General features: G+C 54.5%; 10 protein-coding genes. 5 read left to right on the forward strand and 5 right to left on the reverse strand.

The window, feature by feature from the left end; all coding sequences use genetic code 11:
* Window positions 1-3 precede the first annotated feature (3 nt).
* On the reverse strand, window positions 4-1,080 hold the full coding sequence (locus NAC44_RS13305) for a glycosyltransferase family 4 protein (protein WP_250941457.1): 1,077 nt from the start codon (window positions 1,078-1,080) through the stop codon (window positions 4-6).
* Between NAC44_RS13305 and NAC44_RS13310 the strand changes: the two genes are divergently transcribed.
* Window positions 985-1,266, forward strand: coding sequence for a hypothetical protein (locus tag NAC44_RS13310; RefSeq protein WP_250941507.1), 282 nt, complete (start codon window positions 985-987; stop codon window positions 1,264-1,266). The genes NAC44_RS13305 and NAC44_RS13310 overlap by 96 nt on opposite strands.
* 268 nt (window positions 1,267-1,534) lie before the next feature.
* On the opposite strand, the gene NAC44_RS13315 is transcribed toward NAC44_RS13310, so the two are convergent.
* On the reverse strand, window positions 1,535-2,842 hold the full coding sequence (locus tag NAC44_RS13315) for an NAD(P)-binding protein (RefSeq protein WP_250941459.1): 1,308 nt from the start codon (window positions 2,840-2,842) through the stop codon (window positions 1,535-1,537).
* A 687-nt stretch (window positions 2,843-3,529) separates the two neighbouring features.
* Between NAC44_RS13315 and NAC44_RS13320 the strand changes: the two genes are divergently transcribed.
* From NAC44_RS13320 to NAC44_RS13330, 3 genes are all read left to right on the forward strand, one after another.
* On the forward strand, window positions 3,530-5,473 hold the full coding sequence (locus tag NAC44_RS13320; RefSeq protein WP_250941461.1) for a hydrolase: 1,944 nt from the start codon (window positions 3,530-3,532) through the stop codon (window positions 5,471-5,473).
* 80 nt (window positions 5,474-5,553) lie between these two features.
* Window positions 5,554-6,744, forward strand: coding sequence for a glycosyltransferase family 4 protein (locus NAC44_RS13325; RefSeq protein WP_250941463.1), 1,191 nt, complete (start codon window positions 5,554-5,556; stop codon window positions 6,742-6,744).
* Window positions 6,745-6,823: 79 nt separating this feature from the next.
* A complete protein-coding gene (locus NAC44_RS13330) occupies window positions 6,824-8,290 on the forward strand; it encodes a lipopolysaccharide biosynthesis protein (protein WP_250941465.1) in 1,467 nt (488 codons plus the stop codon).
* A 39-nt stretch (window positions 8,291-8,329) separates the two neighbouring features.
* Here the strand turns inward: NAC44_RS13330 and NAC44_RS13335 are convergent, their stop codons facing one another.
* From NAC44_RS13335 to NAC44_RS13345, 3 genes are read right to left on the reverse strand one after another with little or no spacing between them, the layout of a single operon-like run.
* Window positions 8,330-9,487 (reverse strand): dihydrodipicolinate synthase family protein, encoded by a 1,158-nt coding sequence (locus NAC44_RS13335; RefSeq protein WP_250941467.1) that lies wholly within the window; start codon window positions 9,485-9,487, stop codon window positions 8,330-8,332.
* Window positions 9,488-9,502: 15 nt separating this feature from the next.
* The gene (locus NAC44_RS13340) at window positions 9,503-10,996 is read right to left on the reverse strand and encodes an NAD-dependent succinate-semialdehyde dehydrogenase (protein WP_250941469.1); all 1,494 of its coding nucleotides are present in this window, start codon (window positions 10,994-10,996) and stop codon (window positions 9,503-9,505) included.
* Entirely contained in the window at window positions 10,993-12,006 is a 1,014-nt protein-coding gene (locus tag NAC44_RS13345) for an ornithine cyclodeaminase family protein (protein WP_250941471.1), read from the reverse strand. The genes NAC44_RS13340 and NAC44_RS13345 overlap by 4 nt, the downstream gene beginning before the upstream one ends.
* 143 nt (window positions 12,007-12,149) lie before the next feature.
* On the opposite strand from NAC44_RS13345, the gene NAC44_RS13350 reads away from it, so the two are divergent.
* Window positions 12,150-12,812 carry a FadR/GntR family transcriptional regulator gene (locus NAC44_RS13350; protein WP_250941473.1) on the forward strand — a complete coding sequence of 221 codons (663 nt, stop codon included), beginning with the start codon at window positions 12,150-12,152 and terminating at the stop codon, window positions 12,810-12,812.
* The last annotated feature ends 202 nt before the right edge of the window (window positions 12,813-13,014 follow it).

Consider the following 13,014-nt stretch of genomic DNA (forward strand, 5'->3'; position numbering starts at 1 on the left):
GGATTATCCCGGAACGGATTGACCGCGTGCCTTGCAGGCCTCGCGATAGACAACCAGCGTCTCCTCTGCCACCCGCCGGATGGTCAATCGCTCGATATGGGTCTGGCTACGCTGTTTCCACTCATTGAGAACGGCATTGTTTGACAAAAGCAGAGCAAGCGCTTCGGCAAGGGCCCCAGCATTTTCCGCCGGCACGATGATTCCGGCCTCTCCATGCTCCAGCAGTTGCGGAATACCGCCAACAGAAGAGCCGATCACCGCGCAGCCTGCCTCGCGGGCCTCGCAGATGACCAGAGGGGCCGGATCGGCCAAAGATGGCAGCACGAAAATATCGCCCGCCGCCATCCAGACAAACGGATCTTCTTTCGCCCCGAGAAAATGAATGGCCGAAGACGATGGCAATCCCGACGCCATTTGGCGATAATCCTGCTCATGCGGCCCTTCCCCGATGATGTAGAGATTGGCCTGCGGATAGATCTGATAAACCTGATTGAAGGCCTCAATCAGAAATGGCAGGCCTTTGCGTGGATGCAGGCCGCCAACAAACACAATACTGGGAGACACGAGATCGGCCTTAAACGCCGAGCGGCCCTCAAAGCGGGCAGACCCGATCGTACCGTTCAGCACCACACGCAACTTTGCCGAAGAGACACCGCGACCTTCCATGGAGAGGCCGACAGCCTCGCTGACGGCTATGACCCTGTCACCCAGGCCCATCAGTATGGCACTCTTTTCAAACTCGTTATGGACGGTCGTTACCAGCGGCGTGCCCATCAACCGGCAGAGAGGCCATGCCAGCACAGCACTGGTCATCATATGCGCATGAATAATATCCGGCCGCCACCGGCGGATCAGACCATGCAAGGCCATCTCCGATTTCAACAGGGTCAGCGGCTTGCGCGTGTGATCGATCCGTGTCGTCTCCACCCCGAAACGCGTCAGTAACGGATCGAAGTCGCCACCACCACTGGCGATGCAGGCCATATGCCCCTGCCTGACCTGCTCGCAAGCCAGATCGACAGCAGCATGGACATGTCCATTCAGTCGGTTCGTATGATTGAGAAGATGCAAGATACGCATGATGTGCCCCAGCCTGATGACAATGTCTTTATCATGTGTATGGAACGTTTTTGCTACAAACTTCCGGACAATACAGACCATGTTTTAATTATTGCGGTTAATTCAGTCAGCCCATACAAAATCCGCGACTATAAAACATATCCGCATCAGAAAAAAATTTTGTCATCGCCAATTATTGCCGCCTGACATAGTCAGTCAATGCTTTTAGTTACACTATTTTAAAAGAGTTATTTTTCCATATGACCGCAATTACCACAGGATCGTAAATCTCTGTATATTACGGGAAAATCATAGCGTGTTTTTACAGCGCCGCGCGCCAAACATGGCGCACAAAAATCGCTGTAACACTTTTCATCTGCTGCATCATTTTCATCTTAAATCCACGCCGATTTAAGGAATGATGCAGTAGGCTGGATCCACGGCCTAAGCAGACGGCGCAAAAGGCAATGTTGTTTCAACCGTCGTTTAAGGCTGTTTCAGCATCCAGTGTCGAAACACGGGCGGTCGGTTGATAATTGAATCCTCCCTGCCGCCCGAAGGAAGTTATGCCGAAAGAGGACAGGGTTTCGATTGCAGCGGCGGCATCCCGCGCTGCACCTTCGCTGTAGATCGGATAGGCATTTTCCAGCTTCTGACTGCCTTCAAGGATCAGATCACCGTCGAAAAGACCATTTTCAGCGCAATGAAGGCGAAAATCACGTTCGGCATCCTCAACACCGCCCCGCAAGACATCAGCGATGACTTCAACGGCGAAATATTCACGCCCATGGGCACGTCCGTAGAAATCAGAATAGACAGTCAGCCGCTTCCATGCGCTCTTGTTCGAAAAATTATAGATGATCGACTGCTCGAAACCGCGCCGCCCGGAAAAACTGAAATACAGAGTAATCAGAGTGATTGTTTCCAGCTTTCGGGTCATCGGCAGGCCGCAAAGCTCCATGGTCCGCATCAAGGGGATGGTGGAGACGATATGCTTTGCATGAAAAATATGGCCATCCACATGCAGGATGAAGCCAGCATCGGTCTTTTCGATCGATCGGCCCGGTTTGCCGAGACAGAAGGCCACACCGCTCTCGCGCAATCTTTGCTCAACAAGGCGGTAAAGCGGTGCAAAGCCTTCTTTCGGACGCACCATCTGCCGGTTGACCGGACCTTGAGGGCGGCGGCGAGATAGAAGACGGCTCAGGATGGCGCGAAACGAGGCGTTTTCGCTGATCCAGAGCATCCGCTTCATCGCCAGTTCAAGGTCGATAAGATGCGGCTCGCGACCGTAAAACCGGGTCATATAGGCTCTCAGGCCGGAGCGTTGCAGAAAGTAGGCACCGATCCAATAGCGGGCGAAATCCTCAGCATTCCGCATTTTACGCCGAAACAGCCGAGCGTGGACGAGCGAAAAGCCGATCCGCGCCATGGCAAGAGGACCCGCACGAAGAACATCGTCCCTGATGGAAATGGGATAGGCCGTAATGCGACCTTGCGGATTAAGCCGCGCCCATTGCGGCTCGACAGGCACATAAAGCGTCAGAAGTTCCGGAAAATGCTGCAACAGCGGTGAATCATCCTGAAAGATCAGGCTGCCGATGTCGAAACTGTAATCGCCGTGCGACCAGTCGATATGATTGCCGCCAAGATGCGCATAATCGTCAACAACGAGAATCCGGCCCGCCCCCTGGCGGGTCAGCACGGATGCCGATACCAGACCCGAGATTCCCGCCCCCAGAACGATGGTATCAAAGACGTCTATCGTGTCATCATGCTTCATGCCCGGCCCTTCCATCCTGTCAACTTCGCACGATGTCACTGATGCCCTCTGACAGGCATGGAAAATCCAGAATACGCTTAAGCCCAGAATCTCACGGCGCGCGCTACAATATTTACACTAATCATATTTATTTAAAATTTTTATATAAATTTATTATTTTCACTATTTCCCTAGAATCGCAAGTCAAATAATGATCAATATCCACAGAATCATATTAATTGTATAATTCACATTATTTATACTAATAATTCTTGAAATTTTCAAAATTTCTTAATTCATTATTTTTTAAAATCTCAATCAATCATGCAATATATTTACAAATAAATCCAAAGAAGCAAAATATCAAGTAAAGCGTATCTTTCTTAGCCCCACTCATGAGCTTTGGCGGCACAGCATTGACGAATTGCAAAACACATAGAAGAGAGCGCGACAGCCTAAAACGCCGCACATTTTTCAAACTCCGTTTCGATTCAATTGATGAGTGATTAAAACTCACCCTCAAAAAATACGATAACAGTCGTTTCCTTTAATGAATGCATTTTTTGCATATATATTCAAGTATATAGGATGAAAAAATAAAATTTGTAAAATTTCACAATAGATTTAACATTAATCTTATATATATTCAATTCTAACATGTCTTTCCGCTCTTTTCCCGGGGCATGACACTTTGGGGGCCGTTTCAATATGCTCAAGCATTTGCCGAGCCATATCCGTATTGTTTCGACCGACATTTTCGACACGCTTCTGCTCCGCAACTATAAATCTCAGACTGCGCGTGTTGCAGAAGGTGAAATGCGGTTTTCCCGTCTCCTGAGTGAGCGCGGCTTCACGATTGACAGCCATCACCTCGTCAAGGCGCGCTCAATCGCCCAAGCCATGGCCTATAAGGCACTGAACGTTCATAAACTTCATGGAGAGGTCAAGCTTGCCGATATTGTTGCCAACCAGTTGGCTTTGCTCGGTTTACCCGACCGTCTCCTTGCAGACCGCATCGCTCTGGAACTGGCAATCGAGAAGCGCTCGCTGCTTGCCAATGGGGACCTTGCACGCTTTCTCAGACAGTTGCGGCAAGCTGGCCAACGGATTGTTGCCGTCAGCGATACGGGTCTGTCGGCTGAGGCCATTGGCGAACTGATCAACCATTTTCATGGTCCCGGCCTGATCGACCGCATCTATTCCAGTGCAGATGAGCAACAGACCAAGCGCCATGGCGGTCTGTTCCATCTGCTGATGGAACAGGAAGGAGTTGCCCCCCATCATATACTGCACCTTGGCGATGACCGCCTTGCCGATAAGGACGTTCCGGCCAGCATGGGCATCAGAACCATGCATATGCCCAGGGCTTCCATTGCCCGCACCCTGACGCGGGTCAATGGGGCATACAGCCTGTCAAAACACTATATGACTGGCAAAAACCCCTTGGAGAGCAGCAATATCCCCCAGCTTAGCGAACGTTTTGACTACGGACACAGGGTTTTCGGACCGATTGTAGCCGAGTTTTGTCTCAAGATCTGGCTTTATGTTCAACAGGCAAGCCTGCAAGGACCGGCAACCCTTCTGTTTTGTGCCCGTGGCGGCGCCGGAATACGTGAAGCGTTTGAACGTGTGACGCAAAAGCTTGGTCTGCCTGTTGTTGTGCCGCGCGCAACCCTTCTGGTTTCAAGACTGATTGCCGCTCGCGCGGCCATTGCCCGGCGGACGCCCGCCGCCCTCGATGAAATCCAGCGGGAATTTCATGGACGCAGCTTTCGCGAGGTCGCCAATGCCCTTGGTGGCGTAGATTATGATCTACCGGAAAGCTGGGACCGCGTTTTTACGGCGGGAGACTTCTATGCCATGCTGGATCACCCCCTTGCCAGCAAACTGTGCAACGACATTCAGGAGCAGACAGACCTGTTTGAGCGCCATCTCGAGACGGTCAGCGGCGGCGCGACACGCCTGATCCTGTGTGACACAGGACTTTATGGCAGTACGCAGCGACTTTTGAGCGCCGGTTTTCCAGCGAAGAATTTTGAAACCATTCAGTTTGCCCGCTGCAACTATAAAGGTCTACCGGAGGATCATTTCGGCAAGGTGGCCGGGCTTGTGGTCGAGTGTAATGCCTATGACCCCTTCCACAGAGAAACGGTGATCCTTCGCTACTGGCACATCATCGAAAGCCTTTTCGAGCCTGCCATTCCCTCGGTCCGACAGTTCAAAGCTCTGCCCGATGGAACTGTCGAGGCCAATTGCGGATATATTGCCTACCCCCTGCCACAGGATAGGCTCAATCCGCTGCTTCTCGGGGCATTGCACTATATCGAAACCCTGCAAAGTGGCATTGATATTCTGGACGATGCGGCCACCGCCTGGAGGCGGCTCAAACAAGCGATCACCAATCCGGACAAATCGGATCTTCAGATTCTCGATGTCGAAAAGCGCTCTGTCGATTTTGGCCGGCTTGATTATGTCGATGCGATGACCACCAGCACGGACAGAAATGTCCTTGCTCGTCTGCGCGCCATACAATCGAACCTGTGGCGTGAAGGAGCGATTGCCCGCGATTTTTCCACCTTTGGTCCCGTTCTGCTCACGGCCCTGGAGATGGCCCATGTGGTCAGGCGTTTTTCCGGACACAGGAAAACGTGATCAAGGAAAAAGACGTTTGTTCATCCACACACTCCCCACGGCACAATGGCTGAAACCGCTAGGGATAAAAGGACGCTGTCATGAAGATTGCCATGCTTTTGAGTTGCGGTTCTTTCGAGGGGTATTTCGGGCGCTTTCAGAACCAGACGGTTCAATCCTATCTGCAAACCTATCGCAATGACTGGTGCTGGTATTATGGCGCAGGTCTGGTTGAAAACGGCATAAAACCCATTCTTTACATCCCCTCACTGCAGCAGGACGGGCTTCATGAAACCGATACTGGTATCGCCGTGCGCTTTCTGCCGCTTGCAGGTTGGTACCGGCCTTTTGAACGGGTCTGGCTGAAGCGCGTGTGCCGCACCAATCCCTATACCCTTTATGCGGATGAGCGCCTGAACACCATGGCCTTCATGCCCGCCCTGCAATCCGCCATGGTTGAGGACGATATCGCGCTCCTTTATATTCAGGAATATTGGAGCGGACGCTTCGATCACATCACGGCACGCGTCAATCGCCCGGTGACAGCCGCCGACCATGGCGGGGTCGCCAAAGGGGTGCTGAAATGGTTCAAACGGTCGGCCTTCTCCAAAACACAGGCCATCTATTGCCAGACTGCCAATGAATGCGACATTGTCCGCCGCTATGGCGGAAGGCCGATCCTCCAGCCGAATGGCTGCGATCTCAGCCAGTTTTTCCCGCTGCCAACAGCCAGCAGAGCCCGATCCATCCTCACAGTCGCCCGGCTGATCAACCGGCAGAAGCGTACGAGCGACCTGATTGCAGCGCTCGCCCTGCTGCCCGAAGACTGGACGCTGGATATTGTCGGGGCCGGGCCGGATCTTGGTCTTTTGCAACGCTGCGCCGCCACCCATGGCGTCACCGGAAGGGTCAAATTTCACGGTTTCCTCAGCCGTCAGACCATTCGCTCCATGATGCAGACCTGCGGCGTCTATGCCATGCCGTCCGCCAATGAAGCTGTCGCCCTTGCCGCGCTCGAAGCCATGGGCTGCGGCGCCGCCGTGGTTTTGAGCCGCATACGCTCCTTTCAAATGCTGGTTGAAGATGGTGTCAACGGCCTTCTTGTCGATGTCGGAGATCCGTCGGCGCTGGCCAAAGCAATTGAAACAGCCTGGACCATGAAAGAACGCCTTGGCAAGGCCGCCGTCGATACCGTGGAACATCACTACGACACCCGCAAGCTCTACAAAAATCTTGCTGCAACCTTACGCGACCAGGCGTCTTCTCAGGTCGAAATGCAGGCTGCAGAATAAAATAACAGCATTACAGTCCGTTCAGCCAGCCGGAGACCGATCATGCGTCCACGGGCTGGAGCCGATCAGAAAGTTTGTCATGTTTGCATTCAAGACACTCCAGGGGGCCAGTTGGCTGGTTTTTTCCCGCGCCATGGGCCGGTTGATCGATTTTTTTACCCTGCTTGTTCTCGCCCGCATTCTGACCCCATCCGATTTCGGACTGGTGGCGCTGGCCATGTCTCTTGTCGTCGTGGTCGATACGATCCTGGAAATCCCCGTGACCCAGGCGCTGATCCGCCTGGACAGGATTACACAGGATCATCTCGACACGGGTTTTACGCTGGGAATGCTGCGCAGTGGCGTCATTGCCGTGATTATCATCGCAGCACTTTGGCCTTTCGCACTCATCAATCACAAACCGGAATTGATGCCTCTCATCCTGTTTCTCTCGCTTGGGCCGGTCATCAGGGGATTTTACAGCCCGGCCATGGTCAATTTCAGCCGGGCGCTGGGATTTCGCCAGACATTCCTGATGGAATTCGGCGGCAAGATTGTCGCCTTCACGGCGGCGATCACCACCGTCCTGGCGGGGGGAAGCTATTGGGCGCTCGCGGCCAATTTCGTCGGCGCCTCGCTGGCCAGCACCATGATTTCCTATTGGCTTGCACCGTATAGACCGCGGCTGTCTCTGGGGCAGTTACAGGATTTTGCCGGGTTCATCGGCTGGTTCACCGCTGCACAGCTGGTCTCGGCACTCAACTGGCAATTCGACCGTCTGCTGATCGGTTTTACCAGCGATCAGGTCTCGCTGGGTCGATATGCTGTCGCCAGCGATCTGGCGACAAGCCCGACCCAAAGCCTGATCGGTCCGGCGCTGCAATCTGTCATGGCGGCCTTTTCACTGATCGCCTCTGACCATGACCGCATGAAATCCGCTTTCCTGAAGACCGCACGCTTCGCCATGCTGATCTCTCTACCCGCCTGTGTGGGCATCTCTCTGACGTCGGATCTGACAACAACGATCCTCTTGGGAGAAAAATGGAGGGAAGCCGCCCCTTACCTGCATATCCTCGCCCTGTCCGTCATCCCCATTCCCTATTTTCAGGTGCTTTATTCCGTCTCTCTGGCAACCAGCAAGCCTTACGTGGTGTTCTGGCTGAACATCATCGATCTGTCCTTCAGGCTCGTGCTGTTGTCGATCGGTCTTTATCTCTATGCCGGCTTGGGCGTCAGCTATGCGCGCGTCGTCCTGTCAGCCATCATGACTGTTTTCTATCTTTATTATGCCCGGAAAATTCTGGGCATCGGCATGGTGGCGCAATTGCAGAATATCTGGAAGATTGCCGTGGCAACACTGGTGATGACCATCAGTGTTGCCATTTTACGCAATCACATCAGCAGTGAACATTTTCATCCTGTCATTGAACTTGCCATCACCGCCGCCACCGGCGCATCGATTTATATTTTTGTGCTTTATATCCTCGGCACAAGAGTGGCGATTGGTAGCTCAAGACTGGAAATATACGACGGCTACAACATCGTGCGTTTTATCAAACGCACATAAGATTCTGTAACGCTTTAAATCTGCTGCATCATTTTCTCCTTAACCCGATTCCGGTTTAAGGAAGGCTGCAGTACCGTTTTCAACATGCGTTCCTCCCCTGTTGAAACGCGTTGAAGCAACCCCGGCCTGAGATGAACAAGACGGGGGTGCTGTCGAACAGCAGCTGACTGACCCGCCGTTACATCGGATTGCGACCGATGAAGAACTCCCTGATGGGTCCATGCTCGGGTTCAAACCGGCATCGATCAACCCCTTGCGAAGGGCGAACATCTGCGGATCGTGGATACGCTGCGTTGGCATGCGCAACGGGCCGCCGTTATAACCCTGCAACCATCCCTGGAACTTCCAGACATATCGGTCGATGAAAAAGCCGCCATGCATCTGTTGCGCGACCATACCCTTGGCCTTGCGCGCCGGATGCATGCGCCAGTAGATTTCCGTTGCCGCGTCATAATCTCCGTCGCGCAGGAGTTTCATGACCTGGGGAATGAGTGGACCCCAATATTCATGATCGCTCGTTGCCGAGAGCTGGATCGGCATGATCTGGGAAAGCGGAATGAGCTCCCCTTCGATCGGCATGGAAATAACCACTTCCTTGCCGAACAGGCGGTTACACTCGATCACGCTCTGTATGGACGGGAAACCGCCTTCAGCCTTGATCGCTGCAATGTTGGGGCAATCGTCAATGAGGCGGCGTATCACCGATGTCGGGATATCTGACGGATGCACACGCGTGTTGAAACCCCACAGGAACATCGGGAACAGCATGACGGCCAGGTTGGTCGCATCGCACAGCGCCTTCGTATAGTCGTAGATGTCGTTCTCTCTCTCCGGGTAAAAGGCCGGAGGATAGGAAAGCAGAACGAATTCAGCACCAGCTGCTTCGGCAAGCTTTACGGCCTCGATGTTTTGCTCCAGCGTGTTCCAGCTCGCGTGATGCACAACGACCAGCTTGTCGCCTGCTTCATCCTTCATCATCTGCAGGAAGTCGATATATTCCGGCAGGGTTATGGACACTTCGGAGACGCCAAGCGAGCCGACAAAACCGTGTTCGATCGCCAGCCGGGTGTCATGGCGAATAGCCTTTTCGTTCAGCCGCGTCATATCCCCGGAAAAAGACGGGATCGTGCAGTTGACGGCGCCGACCAGCCGTTCCCGTGCCCAGTCCCTTGCTTCATTTCGTTTGTAAGAAACCATCAGATCATCACCCTTTTAGATTGCTTCGCCAGCGCCTTCCCAGGCCAGGTATTTCTTTTCCAGAAATTCCTCGATCCCGTAGATCGAGCCTTCCCGTCCGAGACCGGATTGCTTGACACCCCCGAAGGGGGCGACCTCATTCGAAATCAGGCCCGTATTGATGCCGACCATGCCGGCCTCGATGCCGGCGGTCACGCGCCATATCCGCGCTGCATCACTCGAAAACAGATAGGCAGCCAGGCCGAATTCCGTGTCATTCGCCATGGCGATCGCTTCGGCTTCCGTTTCGAAGCGCAGAACAGGAGCAACGGGACCAAAGGTTTCCTCCTTGGTCACATGCATGTCGCGGCTCACCCCTGCGAGGACGGTCGGCTCAAAGAAGAAGCCGCCAAGGTGATGACGTTTGCCACCGCAGATGATTTTCGCGCCCTTCTGCACCGCATCTGAAATGTGGCCTTCCACCTTTTCGAGCGCGGCGCCGTCAATGAGCGGGCCCTGCTGGACGCTGGTTTCAAAGCCATCGCCGACCTTCAGTCGCGACACCTTCTCAGCCAAAGCAGCAACGAAGCGATCGTGGATGCCTGCCTGCACGTAGGCCCGGTTGGCGCTGATGCACGCCTGACCGGTGTTTCGGTATTTGGTGGCGATCATCCCGTCGACCGCCAGATCGAGATCGGCATCGTCGAACACGATCAGCGGCGCGTTTCCGCCCAGTTCCATCGAGGTTTTCTTGATCGTGGCGGCCGACTGCTCCAGCAATATCCGCCCCACCTCGGTTGATCCGGTAAAGGTGATCTTGCGCACCAGTGGGTTGCCGGTCAGTTCAGCGCCGATTTCACGCGCGACACCCGTCACCACATTGAACACACCGGCCGGAATGCCCGCACGTTCAGAAAGTTCGGCCAGTGCAAGCGCCGTCAGAGGTGTCTGCTCGGCAGGTTTCACCACCATCGTACAACCGGCGGCAAGTGCCGGCGCAGCCTTGCGGGTGATCATTGCAGCAGGAAAATTCCACGGCGTGATCGCCGCGCAAACTCCGACCGCCTCCTTCAAGACGACAATGCGTCGGCCTGGCTCGGGCGCCGCCATAACATCGCCTCGAACCCTCTTGGCCTCTTCGGCAAACCACTCGACGAAGGAGGCGGCATAGGCCACTTCGCCCTTGGCCTCTGCAAAGGGCTTACCCTCCTCCAGCACAATGAGCCGAGCCAGATCATCCGCATTTTGCGTCATCAGGTCGAACCAGCGGCGCAGCACAACAGATCTTTGCTTTGCTGTCTGTTTGCGCCAGCTGCCATAGGCGCGATGCGCAGCCGAAATGGCATGGGCAACCTGTTGGCTGCTCAACAACGGCAGGTCCGCGAGCTTTTCTCCCGTCGAAGGGTTGTAAAGGGTGGAGCGGCCCCGATCGCCTGTATCGACCCATGTTCCGTCCACATATGCAGACGTCTTCCACAAGTTTGGATCTGAAAGCCTGTCATGCGGCACACTTATTTGACGAATGGTCATTTCAATACAGGCCTTATCGTTCGTGGGAGCGGGGTTCCAAGGCCGAGCCGGGTGGCCTGCTCAACGCAGGCAGCAGCGACCGCGATATCTTGCAGAGCGGCCCCGACGGACTTGTAAAGAAGGATGTCGGCGTGCGACTGCCGGCCGGCACAACGCCCACCTATCAGGTCCGCCAGCGAAGCCAGTTTCTGTTCAAACGGGATACCCGCAGCCCTTGCAGCGCGCATGTCGCCCGTATCGTGCGACACCTCGTCGGGCATGTCCGCAACGATGAGACTGGCCCTCTCGATCGTGACGGGATCCACCTCGCGTTGCTCCGGAAGGGTCGAGCCGATTGACGCAACCGTCGTTCCAGGACGGAGCCATTCACCCTCGAAGAGAGGCTGCTCTCCGCGCGAGCGGGCGGCGCAAATCAACACATTGCAGCCGGACTCGACGACGCTACGCGCACTGTCCGCATTGCCGACCACCAGTCCAGTCGACGCCATCTCCCTGACGAAATTCTCACGGCTACCCGGTGAAGGGCTGAAGACGGTAACAGAGGAAATCTCGCGAACCGCAGCCAGGGCACGCAGGTGATTTCGTGCTTCGAAGCCGGTTCCCAAGACGCCGACGGAAACAGGTCCTGGTGATGCCAGGGTGTCGATCGCAAGCGCCGTCGTCGCAGCGGTGCGGAAACCGGTGATATTGTTCCCATCAAGCAGAGCGATGAGTTCAGCAGTCTCCTGATCGAAAAGCGGAATGAGATAGCTGGCCCGGCCGTTCCGGATATTGGCCGCGATCAATTTCGCGCCCATCACGTTGCCATCAGGCAAGACACCGGAAAGGGTCCGGAGCCAAAGACCGTTTCCTCTTGCCATGGTCCGTGGAGGAAACATTGCATCGGACACTGCTGACCCATAGGTGGCCCGCAGCGTCTTGACCGCGAGTTCCCATGAAAAGGATCGCTCTATGTCCTGCGGGTCCAGAAACAACGTATCCCTTTTAATCTCTGCGAGTGCGCTCGCCATGTTGTACCCTTCACATCAATAAGCGATTTTCGTAACTTTAAGTCACCTTATTTTCATATTGATGCATATCAATATAGCAATTGATTTATGTTGTATTCGGTTTTGCGTGCGGTTAGAAGCAAGACATACGCAGGGGATCAAAGATGACGAACGCCACCGGGGATATGGCGCGTTTGCGCGCATACATCGAAAAACTGGCGGAGGACGGTGAAAAACAACTGCCTCCCGAACCGAAACTCGCCGAACTGATCGACGTTTCGCGCGGTCGTTTGCGAACTTTGCTCAAGAAGGTGGAAGACGAAGGCGTGATCTGGCGTCACGTGGGAAAGGGCACATTTGTGGGCCAGCGCCAGATCGATCCGAAGTCGCCGGAATGGACGGAAGGTATCAGTCTCGGCGACATGATGGACGCGCGCCGTGTCCTTGAACCGCAAATTGCAGCCCAGGCAGCGATCGCTGCCCGGCCAGCTGACTTGGCAGCACTTGAGCGATGCCTTTCGGATCTTGCATCAACGCGCTCATACACACAGTGGAAGCTGCTGGACGAGCGGTTACATCGTTTGATCGCCGAGGCTACCCACAACAGCCTGCTGGTTCTCCTTTACGATACGCTGCGAAGCCAGGGCCGCTCGGGGCTCGATTCAAGGCTCAACGATGTCTTCGGCGAGGATATGGCGCCCCATGATACGAATGCGCAGCACGCTTCAATCGTTGCAGCGATCAAATCCGGCAATCCCGATCGGGCTGAAGAGCAAATGAATTCGCATCTCAATTATGTTCGTGCACGGCTCTTCGGATTGAGGTAGCAACATTGGGTGGGGTGTGAGGATAACAAGTTAGACTATTTTATAAGATCCCCTCGTAACCGGGCAAGGATGCTATCTCGCTGTCCGGACTTGTGACCCCGATCCTTTTGGATTTGCCTTGTAAAAGCAACTTGGTCTTAACAATGTCCGCTTTCGGTTCCAACGCAAAAAGCCACCCGAAGGTGGCTTAAGATATAGAAGA

It is taken from the genome of Allorhizobium sonneratiae, from assembly GCF_023700755.1.
Lineage (GTDB): Bacteria > Pseudomonadota > Alphaproteobacteria > Rhizobiales > Rhizobiaceae > Allorhizobium > Allorhizobium sonneratiae.

What these genes read in the sequence shown, in the direction of transcription:
- NAC44_RS13315 (WP_250941459.1), bottom strand. Translation starts at nt 2,842, where the DNA reads ATGAAGCATGATGACACGATAGACGTCTTTGATACCATCGTTCTGGGG.
- NAC44_RS13335 (WP_250941467.1), bottom strand. Translation starts at nt 9,487, where the DNA reads ATGGTTTCTTACAAACGAAATGAAGCAAGGGACTGGGCACGGGAACGG.
- NAC44_RS13340 (WP_250941469.1), bottom strand. Translation starts at nt 10,996, where the DNA reads ATGACCATTCGTCAAATAAGTGTGCCGCATGACAGGCTTTCAGATCCA.
- NAC44_RS13305 (WP_250941457.1), bottom strand. Translation starts at nt 1,080, where the DNA reads ATGCGTATCTTGCATCTTCTCAATCATACGAACCGACTGAATGGACAT.
- NAC44_RS13330 (WP_250941465.1), top strand. Translation starts at nt 6,824, where the DNA reads ATGTTTGCATTCAAGACACTCCAGGGGGCCAGTTGGCTGGTTTTTTCC.
- NAC44_RS13350 (WP_250941473.1), top strand. Translation starts at nt 12,150, where the DNA reads ATGACGAACGCCACCGGGGATATGGCGCGTTTGCGCGCATACATCGAA.
- NAC44_RS13325 (WP_250941463.1), top strand. Translation starts at nt 5,554, where the DNA reads ATGAAGATTGCCATGCTTTTGAGTTGCGGTTCTTTCGAGGGGTATTTC.
- NAC44_RS13345 (WP_250941471.1), bottom strand. Translation starts at nt 12,006, where the DNA reads ATGGCGAGCGCACTCGCAGAGATTAAAAGGGATACGTTGTTTCTGGAC.
- NAC44_RS13310 (WP_250941507.1), top strand. Translation starts at nt 985, where the DNA reads ATGCCCCTGCCTGACCTGCTCGCAAGCCAGATCGACAGCAGCATGGAC.
- NAC44_RS13320 (WP_250941461.1), top strand. Translation starts at nt 3,530, where the DNA reads ATGCTCAAGCATTTGCCGAGCCATATCCGTATTGTTTCGACCGACATT.